14 protein-coding genes are annotated in these 14,822 nt (G+C 67.6%); all 14 read right to left on the reverse strand.

Going from position 1 to position 14,822, the window contains the following annotated elements:
- Nucleotides 1-17: 17 nt before the first annotated feature.
- The 14 genes from BLQ70_RS21355 to argS all read right to left on the reverse strand — a co-directional run bounded on the left by BLQ70_RS21355 (nucleotide 18) and on the right by argS (nucleotide 14,806).
- Nucleotides 18-1,247: a LysM peptidoglycan-binding domain-containing M23 family metallopeptidase gene (locus BLQ70_RS21355; protein ID WP_091861128.1), complete on the reverse strand. Its 1,230-nt coding sequence runs from the start codon at nucleotides 1,245-1,247 to the stop codon at nucleotides 18-20.
- Between the two features lie 244 nt (nucleotides 1,248-1,491).
- Nucleotides 1,492-2,154 carry a protein-L-isoaspartate O-methyltransferase family protein gene (locus tag BLQ70_RS21360; protein WP_061967494.1) on the reverse strand — a complete coding sequence of 221 codons (663 nt, stop codon included), beginning with the start codon at nucleotides 2,152-2,154 and terminating at the stop codon, nucleotides 1,492-1,494.
- A gap of 19 nt (nucleotides 2,155-2,173) precedes the next feature.
- Nucleotides 2,174-2,935 (reverse strand): 5'/3'-nucleotidase SurE, encoded by a 762-nt coding sequence (gene surE, locus BLQ70_RS21365; RefSeq protein ID WP_091861131.1) that lies wholly within the window; start codon nucleotides 2,933-2,935, stop codon nucleotides 2,174-2,176.
- 3 nt (nucleotides 2,936-2,938) lie between these two features.
- Nucleotides 2,939-4,240, reverse strand: coding sequence for a serine--tRNA ligase (gene serS, locus BLQ70_RS21370; RefSeq protein WP_091861134.1), 1,302 nt, complete (start codon nucleotides 4,238-4,240; stop codon nucleotides 2,939-2,941).
- A 115-nt stretch (nucleotides 4,241-4,355) separates the two neighbouring features.
- Entirely contained in the window at nucleotides 4,356-5,168 is an 813-nt protein-coding gene (tatC, locus tag BLQ70_RS21375; protein ID WP_061967488.1) for a twin-arginine translocase subunit TatC, read from the reverse strand.
- Nucleotides 5,165-5,854: a Sec-independent protein translocase protein TatB gene (gene tatB, locus BLQ70_RS21380; protein ID WP_091861138.1), complete on the reverse strand. Its 690-nt coding sequence runs from the start codon at nucleotides 5,852-5,854 to the stop codon at nucleotides 5,165-5,167. The genes tatC and tatB overlap by 4 nt, the downstream gene beginning before the upstream one ends.
- Nucleotides 5,855-5,901: 47 nt before the next feature.
- Entirely contained in the window at nucleotides 5,902-6,147 is a 246-nt protein-coding gene (locus BLQ70_RS21385) for a twin-arginine translocase TatA/TatE family subunit (RefSeq protein WP_061967485.1), read from the reverse strand.
- An 81-nt stretch (nucleotides 6,148-6,228) separates the two neighbouring features.
- Entirely contained in the window at nucleotides 6,229-7,335 is a 1,107-nt protein-coding gene (locus tag BLQ70_RS21390; RefSeq protein ID WP_244512115.1) for an ABC transporter ATP-binding protein, read from the reverse strand.
- Nucleotides 7,336-7,381: 46 nt separating this feature from the next.
- The gene (scpB, locus tag BLQ70_RS21395; RefSeq protein WP_091861144.1) at nucleotides 7,382-8,092 is read right to left on the reverse strand and encodes an SMC-Scp complex subunit ScpB; all 711 of its coding nucleotides are present in this window, start codon (nucleotides 8,090-8,092) and stop codon (nucleotides 7,382-7,384) included.
- Entirely contained in the window at nucleotides 8,089-8,916 is an 828-nt protein-coding gene (locus BLQ70_RS21400) for a segregation and condensation protein A (protein WP_091861146.1), read from the reverse strand. The genes scpB and BLQ70_RS21400 overlap by 4 nt, the downstream gene beginning before the upstream one ends.
- Nucleotides 8,917-8,964: 48 nt before the next feature.
- Nucleotides 8,965-9,975 (reverse strand): beta-N-acetylhexosaminidase, encoded by a 1,011-nt coding sequence (nagZ, locus tag BLQ70_RS21405; protein ID WP_091861150.1) that lies wholly within the window; start codon nucleotides 9,973-9,975, stop codon nucleotides 8,965-8,967.
- 117 nt (nucleotides 9,976-10,092) lie between these two features.
- A complete protein-coding gene (locus BLQ70_RS21410; RefSeq protein WP_091861153.1) occupies nucleotides 10,093-11,187 on the reverse strand; it encodes a TRAP transporter substrate-binding protein in 1,095 nt (364 codons plus the stop codon).
- 184 nt (nucleotides 11,188-11,371) lie between these two features.
- A complete protein-coding gene (locus BLQ70_RS21415) occupies nucleotides 11,372-12,940 on the reverse strand; it encodes an SPOR domain-containing protein (RefSeq protein ID WP_170843493.1) in 1,569 nt (522 codons plus the stop codon).
- A gap of 99 nt (nucleotides 12,941-13,039) precedes the next feature.
- Nucleotides 13,040-14,806, reverse strand: coding sequence for an arginine--tRNA ligase (gene argS / locus BLQ70_RS21420; RefSeq protein WP_091861159.1), 1,767 nt, complete (start codon nucleotides 14,804-14,806; stop codon nucleotides 13,040-13,042).
- Nucleotides 14,807-14,822: the final 16 nt, after the last annotated feature.

The following is a 14,822-nucleotide window of genomic DNA, read 5'->3' on the forward strand; positions in this document are numbered from 1 at the left end:
GAAACGTCGTCCGCAGCTCAGTTGTTCAGATAAGGCGTCGGATCGACCGGAGCGGAGCCCTTGCGCAGCTCGAAGTGCAGCTGCGGCGAGGAGACATTGCCGGTCTGGCCCGAGCTGGCGACGACCTGGCCGCGCTTGACGGCGTCGCCGCGCTTCACCTTGAGCTCGCCGTTATGGGCATAGGCCGAGACATAACCGTTCGGGTGGCGGATCAGGACAAGATTGCCGTAGCCCTTCAGCTCGCTGCCGGCATAGGCGACCGTGCCGCCCTCGGCCGCCTTGATCGGCGTGCCCTCGGGAACCGCGATATTGATGCCCTCGTTGCCGCCCTTGCCGCTATAGCCGGAGATCACGCGGCCACGAGCCGGCCAGCGGAAATCCGCCTTGTCGGACGCAGCGGTCGCCTCGGTCTCCTGCTTCGGAATGCTGGCGGTGGTCTTCGGCTCGGCGACGGGCTCGGACCGGGGGATCGCGCTCGCCTTCGGCTCGGCCGCAGGCGCGCTGGCCACGACGACGGGCTTGGCCGGCTTCGCCTCGGGCACCGGCTTCACGGCGGCGACCGTGGCAGCAGGCTTGGCCGCCGGCGTCGGCAGAGCCGCGGTCTTGCGGGCAGCAGCCTTGGCCTTGGCCTCGGCGGCGAAGCGGGCGCGCGATTCCTTCATGGCCTGGGCGTCGGCCGTGGCTTTCGCCCGGGCTTCCGCGGCAGCACTGGCCTTCTCCTCGGCGGCCGCCCTGGCCTGCGCCCTGGAATCGGCGGCCGGCGAAGCGGAGCGCGTGGCGGCAGACGGCCCGGCAACGAAGCGCTGGGTCTCGGCCGGAGCCTGGGCAACCTGACGAGCGGGAGCCGCTGAAGCAGCCGCGTTATAGACGGGAATGGTGATCCGCGTGCCGGGAGCGACATTCGCGTTGCTCAGCCCGTTCGCCGACATGATCGCGGCGCGCGGCACGCCGTAGCGCGACGAGATCGTATCGAGGGATTCGCCCTGGGCGAGCACGACCGGCGTGCCGCCCTGCGCGGACCAGCCGGCAGCACTGCCCGAGACGGCCTGCGGCGGCGCGGCATTCAGCGCGACGGCCGATTGCGGCGGCGGCAGCGGCTGCGACCGGACGACGGGCGCGGGATTGACCGGCTGCAGCGGCGCGCTCGCCACCCGCCCGATCGAGCCGGTGGTGGCCGGATCGCGGAAAGGCGTCGGAGCCTGGGCCGACTTGAACGGACTGTCGAAAGGCGTGTCGGTGAAACGCATCGCGTCCGACGAGCATGCACTGACGCTGAGAGCGAACAGGCACACCGTCGACAACCGACGAAGGGTGCGGGGATTGATCGATCCGGCTTGGCTACGCATGAACTGAGTACTCGCGAACGACGCAACTCGATGACGGAGATTAAAGTCCCGTTGAGGTTACGAAAGCGTTTCGCTCAGCCCGCCGTCTTCATTTTTTTGGATTTTTCAAATGGCCCGCATAGACGCCATTGGCATGGCGGCGGTCTCACAAGGCGCGCGAGCGGCCCGGAATCAGCGGCGGCAGGCGCAAAACCGGCCCGGTCGCATGATCGAACTGTCCATCGTCGAGATGGGTGACCACCACCCGGCGCGCCGCGCCCTCGACGCGCAGCGCACCGACCAGGCGCCCGCCGGGCGAAAGCCGCGCCAGCAGTGCCTCGGGCACCGCCTGGGTGACGCCGTTGACGAGAATGCGGTCGAAGCGGCCGAGCGTCCGGTCGGGCTGGAACCCGTCGGCATGGCGCAGGTCGACGGCTCCGCCGAAGCCGCTGTCGGAGACGCGCTCATGCGCAGCCAATGCCAGCGACCGATAACGCTCCAGCGAAACCACCTCGCCGCCCATGGCGGCGAGCAGGGCCGAGACGTAGCCCGAGCCGGTCCCGACTTCGAGCACGCGTGCGCCCGGCTGCATGTCGAGCGCCACGAGCAGGTTGGCGACGGTGTGCGGAGCCGTCATCGTCTGGCCGCAAGGCAGCGGCACAGACACGTCCTGCCGGGCGAGATCGGCGAAGCGAGCCGGCGCGAAGCGGTCCCGCGGCACCCGCTCCATCGCGCGCAGCAACGCGAGATCGCGCACACCCCGTGCGCGGAGCGAAAGCAGGAAGGCGACGGTACGCTCGCCTTCGCTGGCCGGCGCGTCCTCGCTCATGCCCCTCCCCGCTTCCCGCTCAGGCGAACAGCCGCGCGAAGCGCGTCAGCGTCGGCTCATGCGTCAGGTCGAGTTCCAGCGGCGTGATCGAGATGCGCTTCTCCGCCAGCGCCTTCAGGTCGGTGCCGTTGGCCGGCTCCTTGCCGCTGCGCTGGAAGGCGATCCAGTAATAGGGATTGCCGCGGCCGTCCTTGCGCGGTTCGAGCTGCACGATCTCCTGGTCGCGCCGCCCCTGCACCGTGACGGCGACGCCCTCGACCTCGTCCGGCCCGGCATTGGGGAAGTTGAGGTTGAACAGCACGCCCTCCGGAATGCCCTCCTCCAGCAGGCGCCGGATGATGCCCGGCGCGTGGCTTTCGGCGCAGTCCCAGCGAATCGAATCGCGATTGCCCGGCATATAGGCTTGGCTCACCGCGATCGAGGGCACGCCGAGCAGCGTACCTTCCATGGCGGCGGCGATGGTGCCGGAATAGGTCACGTCCTCGGCGACGTTCGAGCCCCGGTTGACGCCGGAGAGCACGAGATCGGGCCGCGCCTCCTTCATGACGGCGCGCACCGCCATGATCACGCAATCGGTCGGCGTGCCCTGCACGGCGAAGCGCTTCTCCTCGATCTGGCGCAGACGCAGCGGATTGGACAATGACAGCGAATGTGCGACGCCCGACTGGTCGGTCTCGGGCGCCACGACCCAGACATCATCGGAAAGCTGGCGCGCGATGCGCTCCAGCACGGCCAGGCCCTCGGCATGAATGCCGTCATCATTGGTGACGAGGATACGCATGTCTCAGGCCGCCTTCTCGATCCGCGTCACGCCGCGCATATAGGGCACCAGCACGTCGGGCACGGTGATCGAGCCGTCGGCGTTCTGGTAGTTCTCCATCACCGCGATCAGCGCGCGGCCGACCGCCGTGCCCGAGCCGTTGAGGGTGTGCACGAAGAACGGCCCCTTGCCGTCCTTGGTCTTGTAGCGGGCGTTCATCCGCCGCGCCTGGAAATCGCCACAGACAGAGCAGGACGAGATCTCGCGATAGGTCTTCTGCCCGGGCAGCCAGGCCTCGATGTCCCAGGTCTTCTGCGAGGCAAATCCCATGTCGCCGGTGCACAAGGTCATCACGCGATAATGCAGGTCGAGCTTCTTCAGCACGGCCTCGGCACAGGCGAGCATGCGCTCATGCTCCTCGCGCGATTTCTCGGGCGCCGTGATCGAGACGAGCTCGACCTTCTCGAACTGGTGCTGGCGCAGCATGCCGCGGGTGTCGCGCCCGGCCGAGCCGGCTTCCGAGCGGAAGCAGGGCGTGAGCGCGGTGAATCGAAGCGGCAGCTCCTCCTCGGAGAGGATTGATTCCCTTGCGAGATTGGTCAGCGGCACCTCGGCGGTCGGGATCAGCCAATGGTCCTCACCGGCGCGGAACTGGTCCTCACGGAACTTCGGCAATTGCGCCGTGCCGAACATCGCATCGTCGCGCACCAGCAGCGGCGGATTGACCTCGGTATAGCCGTGCTCCTCCGTGTGCGTGTCGAGCATGAACTGCCCGATCGCCCGCGACAGCCGCGCGATCTGGCTTTGCAGCACCACGAAGCGCGAGCCGGAGAGCTTCGCCGCTTTCTCGAAATCCATCTGGCCGAGCGCCTCGCCCAGCTCGAAATGCTGCTTGGGGGCGTTGACGCCCTTGAGCAGCCCGCGCTCCTCGGGCTTCACGCCATGGACATGCAGCACGACATTGCCGTGCTCGTCGGCGCCATCCGGCACATCGTCGAAGGGCGCGTTCGGGATCGCCGCGAGCTTCTCGTCGAGCGCGTCCTTGGCGGCCTTCTCCTCGGCCTCCAGCGCCGGCTGCTGCTCCTTGAGCGCTGCGACCTCGGCCTTCAGTTTGTCGGCGAGCGCGACATCCTTCGCGCCCATCGCCTTGCCGATCTCCTTGGAGAGCGCGTTGCGGCGCTCCTGCGTGGCCTGCGCCTTGGCGATCGACGAGCGGCGGACATCATCGAGTTCGAGCAGCGAGGACGACAGCGGCGCCAGGCCCCTGCGTTCAAGCCCCTTGTCGAACGCCGCGGCGTTCTCGCGAATCCATCTGATGTCGTACATCGTCGTCCGGCCATGCCATCGCTGCGGAATGCAGCGATGGATGCTCTAGACCGGGATCGCGCGCGAGGGAACCACCGTTGTCGCCATCTCCGCCGTCAATCCGGGCGGAGATAGACTACTCCGCCGCGTCCTCTTCGGCCTTCGCCGCTTCGCTCTTCTTCTCGACCCGGCGCACCGAGAACACCGAGAGCTCGTAGAGCAGCATCATCGGGATCGCGAGCATCAGTTGCGAGATCACGTCCGGCGGCGTCAGCACCGCCGCCACGACGAAGACGAAGACGATGGCGTAGCGGCGCTTTTCCTTGAGGAACTTCGAATCGATGATGCCGGCCTGCCCGAGCAGCGTCAGGATCACCGGCAGCTGGAAGGCGATGCCGAAGGCGAAGATCAGCGTCATGATCAGCGAGAGATATTCGCTGACCTTCGGCAGGAGCGCGATGCCGGCCTGGGTCTCGGTCGCGGCCTGCTGCATGCCGAGCGAGAACTTCATCAGCACCGGCATGGCGAAGAAGAACACCAGCGTGGCGCCGAGCGTGAAGAACACCGGCGTCGCGATCAGATAAGGCGCGAAGGCGGCCTTCTCGTTCTTGTAGAGGCCGGGCGCCACAAACTTGTAGATCTGCGTCGCGATCACCGGAAAAGCGAAGAAACCGGCGCCGAAGGCCGCCACCTTGATATGGGTGAAGAGCAGTTCGAGCGGGCCGGTATAGATCAACTGCGCATTGGCGGCGCTGCCGGCGGCCCAGACATAGGGCAGCACCAGAATGTTGTAGATCTGCGTCGAGAAGCCGAAGCAGATGAAGAACATGATCAGGAAGGCGATCAGCGACTTGATCAGGCGAGAGCGCAATTCGACCAGATGCTCGATGAGCGGCGCGCGCGAGGCCTCGATCTCGTCCTCGCCCGCACGAGGATTGGCGACGCTCATGCGGAATTCTCCTCGCCCTTGGCGGTCTTGCGCTTGCGGGCGGCAGGCTTGGCGGGCTCAGTCGGGGCAGCAGCGAGCTTCGGCTTGCGCGCAGCAGCGACAGCCTTCGGAGGCTTGGCCGGCACGGTTGCGACAGGCGCCGGAGCCGGTGCTTCGACGGCGGCCGGCCCTTCGGCAGCCTTGGCGCTGCGCTTGCGGGCAGGCTTCGCCGGGCTCGGCTCGACCACGGCAACTGGAGCGACCGGCGCTTCCCCAACCGGGGCAGCAGGCTCGGCCGCGGCCTTTCGGGTCCGCTTCGGCTTGTCGGCGGGCTTCGGCGTCTCGATCTGGACGGGCGGCAGCGGCTCGGGCTGCGGCAGCGCGGCGAGCTTGGCCTCGGCCTCCTTCAGCGCTGCTTCGTCAGGCTTCGGGGTTTCGAAGTCCTTGAGGGAATCGATCGGCTTGAAGTCGCTGTTGAGCGCACTCGACACCGATCCGCCGACATCCTCGACCTGCTTCTTCAGGTCGGAGAGTTCGGCCTCGCGCATCGCCTCATTGAACTGCCCCTGGAATTCCGACGCCATGCGTCGCACCCGGGCAACCGTCTGACCGACGGTACGCAGGGCTTTGGGCAGGTCCTTCGGGCCGATCACCACGAGCGCTACCGCTCCGATCAGCACCATCTCGCTCCAGGCGATGTCGAACATCGACGGCTCGTCCTCTCAAGCCTACACCCCAAAGGGGTGCAGCGGCATCAGGCCTTGTGCTCGGCCTTGGCCTGGGCCTGGGCGGCAGCGTTGTCGGCCTTCGTCTGGTCGATCACCTTGGGATCGACGTTCGTCGCGGTCGGCGTCGCCTCGTCATCCTCGGCCATGCCCTTCTTGAACGATTTGATGCCCTTGGCGACGTCGCCCATCAACTCGGAAACCTTACCGCGTCCAAACAGCAGCATCACGATGACGCCGACGACGATCCAGTGCCAAATGCTCACGCCACCCATGGCGAAACTCCTCCGAAATTGCGTCGACCGGGGAATGGCCCCAACCAAATCCTTGTCCGGTCGATCGTTCGGCGGCGGAACCTATTGATCCGCGGCCGGAAACACAAGGACTTCGTCCGACGGAATCTCGACCCCGATTTCGTCGCCCACCGCGATCTCGCCGGAGAGCGGCGCGCGAACCGACAAGGCCCGATCGAAGCCGTCCACCATCACCTGCAGATGGTCGGCCTCCCCGAGGAAGCGCCGGCCGGTCAACCGTCCGCGCAGGTAATAACCCTTCGGCACGATGCGGACGCGATGCGGCCGGATGCAGGCGACCGCCATCATTCCCTCCGCGATGCCCGGTGCCGCGAAGCGGCCGAACGGCGTATCGACCGCACCGTCGGAAACCCGGCCCTCGACCTCGGTTAGATCGCAGAAAAATCGGGCGGCAAAGAGGCTGCCGGGCTGTCGGTAAAGCTCCTCGCCCGTGCCGACCTGGACGATCCGCCCCGCCCGCATCAGCACGATCCGGTCGGCTATGCGCATCGCGTCCTCGGGATCATGCGTGACGATGATCGAGGTGGCGCCGGTTTCCTCCAGCAGCGCAGCGGTCTCGTCGCGCACCACGTCGCGCAGGCGCCGGTCGAGATTGGAGAAGGGTTCGTCCATCAGCAGCACGCCCGGCCGCGGCGCGATCGCGCGCGCCAGCGCCACGCGCTGCTGCTCACCGCCCGAGAGCATGTGCGGATAGGAATCGGCGAGTTCCGCGAGCCCGACCCGTCCCAGCGCCCGCAAGGCGGTCGCATCGGCAGCAGCAGGCGCCTGGCCGCGCAGGCCGAAGCGGACATTGTCGCGCACGCTGAGATGCGGAAACAGCGCATAGTCCTGGAAGACGAAACCGACGCCGCGATGCTCGGGTTCGATGAAGCGATCAGGGTTGGAGACGTCACGTCCCTCCAGCAGCACGCGCCCAGCGCTCGGCCGCTCGACCCCGGCGGCGAGCCTGAGCAGCGTCGTCTTGCCGCAGCCGGACTGGCCGAGAAGCGCGACGATCTCACCGGGTTTGACGGAGAGCGAGACATGCGACAGCGCCGTCACCGCGCCGAAGCGTTGCGTCACGTTCTCGAAGCCGAGCGCCATCGGGATCGCCGCCCCGGCCGTGCCGCGCCGGCCCCAGCCGAGCCATCCTGATTTGGTTTCCGCCAAGGTCGATACCGCTCCGGCCATTCCACCCCGGCCGGCGGCCGGGTCCTTACCCCTGTTGCGATCCGCCTTCGCCGTCGTCAAGCGGGCTGAACAGATCGCCGAGCGGGTCCTCGTCGTCACGCAAGGACGGATCGTCGTCGGGCACCGGCACCGCAAGGTCGCGCGTCAGGCGCCCTTCGATGAAGCCCGTGCCCTTCAATTCCTCCAGCCCCGGCAGGTCGTCGATGCGGTCGAGCCCGAAATGGTCGAGGAAGCCCGGCGTCGTGCCGTAGGTGATCGGACGGCCCGGCGAGCGCCGCCGTCCGCGCAGGCGGACCCAGCCCGCCTCCAGCAGGATGTCGAGCGTGCCCTTGGCGGTGGCGACGCCACGGATCTCCTCGATCTCAGCCCGCGTCACCGGCTGGTGATAGGCGATGATCGACAGCACTTCGAGCGCCGCCCGCGACAGGCGCCTCGGCGGCTCGGCCTCGGCCGCGAGGAGATAGCCAAGGTCCGGCGCCGTGCGAAAGGCCCAGCCACCGGCGATCTGGCGCAGATTGACCCCGCGCAGCGCGTAGCTCTCGACGAGCCCGGCCAGCACCTGTTCGATCACGATACCGGCGGGAATCGCCCGGCCGAGCACCTCGGCGGTCAGCGGCGTGGCTGAGGCGAAGAGCAAGGCCTCGACCACGCGAACAGCCTGCGAAAAGGCTTCCGCCCCGCCATCGGCCTCGGCATCGGCCTCGGCATCCTCGGGTTCGACCGACGCCCCGGTCATGAAGCGTCCTTGGCGAAGGGCAGCCCTTCCGGCCTGGCCGAGCGGCGGCGCACCTCGATCGGCGCGAAGGCATTGTCCTGCCTGAGGTCGAGGACCCCTTCCCTCACCATCTCGAGCATCGCCGACAGCGCAGAGGCCTGCACCGTCGCCCGCATCTCCCGCACGGGCAGGCCATGCGAGGCCATGTACCGCGTCAGATAGCTGTCGAGCTCCGTCCAGTCGCCGGCCTCGCCGACCAGCCGCTGCAGGGCTTCGCGCGCCTCGACCAGGGACCAGACGACGCGGTGCCCGACCGAGATATGGCCTTGCACCCGCTTCTGCCGCTGCTGGGCATAGGCTGCGAGCAGGTCGTAGAGCTCAGCCTCCCAGACCGGTCGGGCGCCAGCCACGATCTCCTCAGGCGCACCGCGGGCGAACACGTCCTGCCCCAGCCGCTCGCGGGCGGAAAGCTTGTTCGCGGCAGCGCGGATCGTCTCCAGCCGGCGCAGGCGCAAGGCGAGCGCGGTCGCAAGGTCGGCCGCGCTCGGCTCCTCGCCCTTGGGTGGCTCCGGCAGCAGCAGGCGTGACTTGAGATAGGCGAGCCAGGCCGCCATGACGAGATAGTCGGCCGCGAGTTCGAGCCGCAGCGCCCGCGCCTCCTCGACGAAGGCGAGATATTGCTCGGCAAGAGCCAGGATCGAGATGCGGTGCAGATCGACCTTCTGCCGGCGCGCGAGATCGAGCAGCAGGTCGAGCGGCCCTTCATAGCCGTCGACATCGACGACGAGCGAAGGTTCGCCCGCGCGCTCAGTGCGGTCTTCCTCGAATGGCAACTCGGCCGTCATCGAAGGCCCTGCCCCACCTGTCATCCCCGGAGATGCAGATTCGGCCGTTCAGGCGCTCAACGCAAGCGCGCTCGCGATCTCGGCGCGCACGGCCTCCAGATCGACCGGCTCCGGCTCGTGCCGGATGCGGCCCAGCGCAGCGGCGGCGCGGCGCGCACGCGCGCCCGTCATCTCCGGCACGGCACCGGCGACAGCGATCATCTCGTCCATGATGCCGTGGCAATGCAGGATGACATCGACGCCGGCCCGGATCGCGGCCCGCGACTTGGCCTCGAACGAGCCCGACAGCGCTTTCATCGAGATGTCGTCGGTCATGATCAGGCCGTCGAAGCCGAGTTCGCCGCGCATGATCTCGCGCACGATCTTGCGGGAGATCGTCGCCGGGTTCTTGGCGTCGAGCGCGGTGAAGACGAGATGCGCGGTCATCGCCAGCGGCATGTCGGCAAGATGCCGGAACGGCCGGAAATCATGCGCCCGGAGCTCGTCCAGCGAGGCATCGACGATCGGCAGATCATGATGGCTGTCGGCTCGCGCGCGACCATGGCCGGGCATATGCTTGATGACCGGCAGCACGCCGCCCGCGATCAGTCCCTCCGCGGCCGCCCGGCCGAGCCGTGCAACATGATCGGGATCATGGGCATAGGCACGGTCGCCGATCACGTCATGGCTGCCGGCGACAGGCACGTCGAGCACCGGCAGGCAGTCGACATCGATGCCGACTTGTCTCAGGTCATGCGCCATCAACCGGGCGTTGAGCCGGACGATCTCGCGCTGGCGGATGGGATCGTTGATGGCGAGGAAGGCGCGGGCCGACGGATATTTCGGCCAGTTCGGCGGCCCCATGCGCTGGACGCGCCCGCCCTCCTGATCGATCAGGATCGGCGCGTGCCAGCCGACAGTCTCGCGCATCTCCGCGGTCAATGCCGCGACCTGCTCGGGCGACTGCGTATTGCGCTTGAAGACGATGAAGCCCCAGGGCCGGGCGTCGCGGAAGAAGGCCCGCTCGTCCGCAGTGAGGCTCGTGCCGATGCAGCCGGCAATGAAGGCGCGCGATGTCATGACATCGGGTTACGGCATCGGCCCGAAAAGGCAAATGCGGTTTTCGGACTAGGCCGATGCGAGAAAGCAAAATGTGCCACGGGCGCGGTCAAGAACGATCCGCGCCCGCGTGTAAACTCACTTCACCTGCTGGTAGTTCTGCGCATTGAACGCGTCGAACGGCAGCTCGGCGATGCGGAACCAGAGCTGCTCCTTCTTCCAGTACGGCAGGAAGGAATCGTAGAAGGTCTTGAAGTTGGCATTGCTGGCGGCGAGCTCGCCATACATGGCGAAGGCCTCCTTGAACGCCGCCGCCATCACCTCCTGCGGGAAGGGCCGCAGCTCCGCGCCGGTGCCGGCGAGGCGAATCAGCGCGTCGGGATTGTTGTGGTCGTACTTGGCCAGGCAGTTCATGTTGGCCTCGGCGCAGGCGGCCTCGACGATCGCCTTGTAGGAAGCCGGCAGCTCGTTCCACTTGTCCTGGTTGGCGAGGAAGCTGACATTGGCGTTCCCCTCCCAGAAGCCGGGGTAGTAGTAGTATTTGGCGACCTTCGCGAAGCCGAGCTTCTCGTCGTCATAGGGACCGGAGAACTCGACGGCATCGAGCGTGCCGCGCTCCAGCGCCGGGTAGATGTCGGCGCCGCCGATGGTCTGCGGCACGACGCCGAGACGCGCCATGATCCGCCCGCCGAGGCCGGCGATACGGAACTTCAGGCCCTTCAGGTCCTCCAGCGACTTGATCTCCTTGCGGAACCAGCCGCCCATCTGCGCGCCGGTATTGCCCGAGGGAATCGTGTGGACGTTGAAGCCCTTCATGAAGGCACGGCAGAGCTCGAGGCCGCCGCCCTGGTAGAGCCAGGCATTCTGCTGGCGGGCATTGAAGCCGAAGGGCAGCGAGGTCTCGAAGGCGAAGGCCGGGTCCTTGCCGATATAGAAGCTCGCCAGCGTATGGCTACACTCGACGGTGCCGTTCTGCACCGCGTCGAGCGCCTGCAGGGCCGGCACGATCTCGCCCGGCGCGAAGACCTGGATCTGGAAGTTGTTGTCGGTCGCCTCGGCCACGCGCTTCGCGACATGGGTCGAGATGCCGAACAGAGTGTCGAGACTCTTCGGGTAGCTGGAGGTCAGGCGCCAATTGATCTTGGGCTGCGACTGCGCGATGGCGGGCGCGGCGATGGCAGCGCTTCCGACCGCTCCGGCGGCAGCGACCTTGACGAACTTGCGGCGATCCATGGGTTACCTCCAGCGTTCGGCCAGCCTGCCCTCTTGGAACAGACCACTCGTTGTTGGGGAGGCTACTCGCACGGCCTAACGCATGAAACAAGCGTGGCGTCACACCCTGTCATGCGTCTGTTTCAAATGAAAACGGCGGCACCCACCGGGTGCCGCCGCGGATATCCGACGCTGATCGTTCGGATCAGTTCTTGGCGATGAAGCACTGTCCGCCGGCAGCCTGGAGCTGCGTGCACATCGAGGTCGCATCCTCGCGGGAATAAGGCCCGACTCGCAGGCGGAAGACGGTCTTGCCCCCCGCGAGCTCGGTCTTGCGGATGATCGGCGACTGCCCGGTGAGCTGTTGCGGATATTTGCGCTGCAGCGCCGCGAAGGTGGCGCGGGCTTCGGCATCGCTGCCCGGCGCGCCGAGCTGCACGACGAAGTCGCCGGTGCCGGCGCGGACAGCTGCGGTCGCCGGAGCCGGCGGCACGGCGTCCGGAGCAGCGCTGGCGAGACGGGTCGGCGCGGCAGGCGTGGTCGCGGCCGGCGGCGTCGTCGCCCGTTCCTGAACCTTCGGTGCCGCGGCAGCCGGTGCGGGGCGCGGCGCCGGCTGCGCCGCCAGGCTGGCGAGCGAGCGGGTAGGCGCCGAGCCGGTCGCGATCGGCTGGTTGCTGTCGACGGCGATCGGGTTCTGTGCCGGCGTGCCGTCGGGGCGGATCGAGACGGTACGAACCTTGCGCGGCTCGCCGAGGCCCGGCACCGGCGGGGTCGGCGTCAGGGCCGGCTCCAGCGGAGTGATGCTGCGCTCGGGCGCGCCCGGCGCCGCGGCGAGCGCAGTTCCGGCGCCGGAGGTCGGACCGGGCACGACCACACGCGGCGGCATCGAGCGGGCCGCCTGCTGGACATCGATCGGCTGCTCCTCGTTGTTCACGACCTTGCTCTGCGCCGGTGGGGCGTCAGGATTGCGATCGTAGATCTGCTTGTTCTGGTTCGGGATCTCCGCACCGCCCGGATTGACCGGCTCGACCTTGACCGGCCCGGCATCGGCCGCGATCACCGGCGGCTGGCCGTCCTTCGAGACGGACCCGCCGCGCCACGTGAACGCAGCGCCGACACCGACGAGGCCGACGGCGATGACCGCTGCGGCAGCCCAGAGCCCCTTGCGCGAACGGCGCGGCTCCAGGTCGGGCATGTCGTCTTCGCCGTATTCCGGCGCCGGCATGCCCTGCTGGGCGTGGCCATAGTCATAGGCAGGCTCTTCCGGCGCATAGGCGGCCGGCGCCGGGCGGTATGGCGCGCCCTGGTCGAGGTCGCGCGGCGGAGCCGCACCCTGAAGCACGGCCGGGCGCGCATAGGGCAGCGGCTCAGGCAGATCGAAATCGGGCTCGAAATCATCCTGGGGAGCAGGCTGGGCCGGCGGCGGAGGCGGAGGCGCAGCTTCCGCCCGCTTCGGCTCGGTCCGCCGCAACAGCGCCTCGAATTCATCGAGCGCGCCGCGCATTTCGGCTGGAGGCGCGCTCATTTCGGGAGCGGCCGGCGCCGGCTGCTGCGGGACGACCTCGAAGCTCGGCTCCTGGCGCGGCGCAGGGCGCGGCGGCTGGCGCCGCTCGGCGAAAATGTCCTTGAGCGGATCTTCCTGCCCGACGATGCGGGTCAGTTCCGCAAGCGGATCGGCCTGCTGCCCTGGGCGGGGCGTCTGCCCTGCTCCGCGCAGCTGGCGCTCGAGATCTTCGAGATCGAGCGCGAAACGATTCCTAGCTGGCTCACTCATGGTATGATCCATTCCAGCACAAGCCGCTTCCTCCTATGGAAGAACCGGGAACTCTGTGCGGTCAACCTGACCTTGTGCGCGCCAGCGGAAAAACCTCCGTCAGCGCATCTCTTCCGGCGCCGCAACTCCGGCGACAGCCAGACCGGAAGCAAGAACGCTGCGCACCGCATGCACAAACGCCAACCTCGCCAAGGTCGACTTTCGATCAGTTTGATTAACGAACCGTAATTGCGGCGAGTCTTTGCCCTTGTTCCAGAGCGAGTGGAAAGCGCTCGCCAGCTCATGAACGAAGAATGCCACGCGATGCGGCTCGTGCGCAGCCGCCGCACCTTCGATGATTCGCGGATAGGCCGCGATCGTCTTGATGATGCCGACTTCGGCCTCGTCGACGAGGATCGAGAGATCGGCCCCTGCCAGCGCCGCCGGCGACAGGTCGAGATCGGGATAGACCTCGCGCGCCTGCCGGAAGATCGAGGCGCAGCGCGCATGCGCGTACTGGACGTAGAAGACCGGATTGTCCTTCGACTGCTCGACGACCTTGCCGAGATCGAAATCCAGCGTCGCGTCGTTCTTGCGGAAGATCATCATGAAGCGCACCGCATCGCGGCCGACCTCGTCGATGACCTCGCGCAGCGTGACGAAATCGCCGGAGCGCTTCGACATCCTGACCTGTTCGCCGTTGCGCAGCAGGCGCACGAGCTGGCAGAGCTTGACGTCGAGCGAGCCCTGCCCGCCCGTCACCGCCTTCACGGCCGCCTGCATGCGCTTGACATAGCCGCCATGGTCGGCGCCCCAGACGTCGATCATCTCGGGGAAGCCGCGCATGAACTTGGAGCGGTGATAGGCGATGTCGTTGGCGAAATAGGTGTAGCTGCCATCCGATTTCAGCAACGGCCGGTCGACATCGTCGCCGAATTTGGTGGCGCGGAACAGGGTCTGCTCGCGGTCTTCCCAGTCCTCGTCCTTCTGGCCCTTCGGCGGCGGCAGGCGCCCTTCATAGACAAGGTCGCGCGAGCGCAGGTCCTCGATCGTCTGGTGCACCGCGTTGGAATTGCCGTCCCGGCCCTGCAGCGAGCGCTCCGAGAAAAACAGGTCGTGGACAACGCCGAGCGCAGCGAGATCGTCGCGGATCATCGCCATCATGCCGTCGATCGCCGCCTGCCGGACGAGCGGGAGCCAGTCCCACTCGGCCTTGTTGCGCAAGGCGTCGCCGTGCTGTTCGGCAAGCGCCTTGCCGACCGAGACCAGGTAATCGCCGGGATAAAGCCCCTCGGGGATCGGGCCGATATCCTCGCCCAGCGCCTCGCGGTAGCGCAGGAAGGCGGAGCGGGCGAGCACGTCGACCTGCGCGCCGGCATCGTTGATGTAGTATTCGCGGGTGACGTCATGGCCGGCGAAGGCGAGCAGGCTCGCTAGCGCATCGCCGAACACGGCGCCGCGGCCATGGCCGACATGCATCGGCCCGGTCGGGTTGGCCGAGACATACTCGACATTGACCCTCGGCTCGGGCTTCGGCGCGCCGCGCCCGTAATCCAGCCCCGCCTCGATCGCGGTCTTCAGCACCGCCGTGAACACGGCCGGCTGCAAAGTCAGATTGATGAAACCGGGGCCGGCGATCTCCGCCTTGGTGATCTCCGGATCCCTGGACAATTCCTCGACCAGCAGCGTGGCCAGCGCGCGCGGGATGGTGCCGGCATCCTTGGCCAGCACCATCGCGGCATTGGTGGCGAGATCGCCATGAGCCGGGTCCTTGGTCGGCTCGACCACGACGCGCGCGAGATTGAGGCCGGCCGGAAGCGCGCCTCGCTCGGCGAGGGCCGAGAGCGCAGCGTGAAGACGGGCGGAATAGATCTCGAACAGGTTCATTGCGGCCACGATTGCG

Origin of the sequence: Allobosea robiniae (assembly GCF_900102525.1) — a bacterium.
GTDB classification, from domain to species: domain Bacteria; phylum Pseudomonadota; class Alphaproteobacteria; order Rhizobiales; family Beijerinckiaceae; genus Allobosea; species Allobosea robiniae.

Excerpts from the sequence above, each read along its gene's own strand:
- BLQ70_RS21355 (WP_091861128.1), bottom strand. The coding sequence starts at position 1,247 with ATGCGTTTCACCGACACGCCTTTCGACAGTCCGTTCAAGTCGGCCCAG.
- BLQ70_RS21360 (WP_061967494.1), bottom strand. The coding sequence starts at position 2,154 with ATGAGCGAGGACGCGCCGGCCAGCGAAGGCGAGCGTACCGTCGCCTTC.
- surE (WP_091861131.1), bottom strand. The coding sequence starts at position 2,935 with ATGCGTATCCTCGTCACCAATGATGACGGCATTCATGCCGAGGGCCTG.
- serS (WP_091861134.1), bottom strand. The coding sequence starts at position 4,240 with ATGTACGACATCAGATGGATTCGCGAGAACGCCGCGGCGTTCGACAAG.
- tatC (WP_061967488.1), bottom strand. The coding sequence starts at position 5,168 with ATGAGCGTCGCCAATCCTCGTGCGGGCGAGGACGAGATCGAGGCCTCG.
- tatB (WP_091861138.1), bottom strand. The coding sequence starts at position 5,854 with ATGTTCGACATCGCCTGGAGCGAGATGGTGCTGATCGGAGCGGTAGCG.
- BLQ70_RS21385 (WP_061967485.1), bottom strand. The coding sequence starts at position 6,147 with ATGGGTGGCGTGAGCATTTGGCACTGGATCGTCGTCGGCGTCATCGTG.
- scpB (WP_091861144.1), bottom strand. The coding sequence starts at position 8,092 with ATGACCGGGGCGTCGGTCGAACCCGAGGATGCCGAGGCCGATGCCGAG.
- BLQ70_RS21400 (WP_091861146.1), bottom strand. The coding sequence starts at position 8,916 with ATGACGGCCGAGTTGCCATTCGAGGAAGACCGCACTGAGCGCGCGGGC.
- nagZ (WP_091861150.1), bottom strand. The coding sequence starts at position 9,975 with ATGACATCGCGCGCCTTCATTGCCGGCTGCATCGGCACGAGCCTCACT.
- BLQ70_RS21410 (WP_091861153.1), bottom strand. The coding sequence starts at position 11,187 with ATGGATCGCCGCAAGTTCGTCAAGGTCGCTGCCGCCGGAGCGGTCGGA.
- BLQ70_RS21415 (WP_170843493.1), bottom strand. The coding sequence starts at position 12,940 with ATGAGTGAGCCAGCTAGGAATCGTTTCGCGCTCGATCTCGAAGATCTC.
- argS (WP_091861159.1), bottom strand. The coding sequence starts at position 14,806 with ATGAACCTGTTCGAGATCTATTCCGCCCGTCTTCACGCTGCGCTCTCG.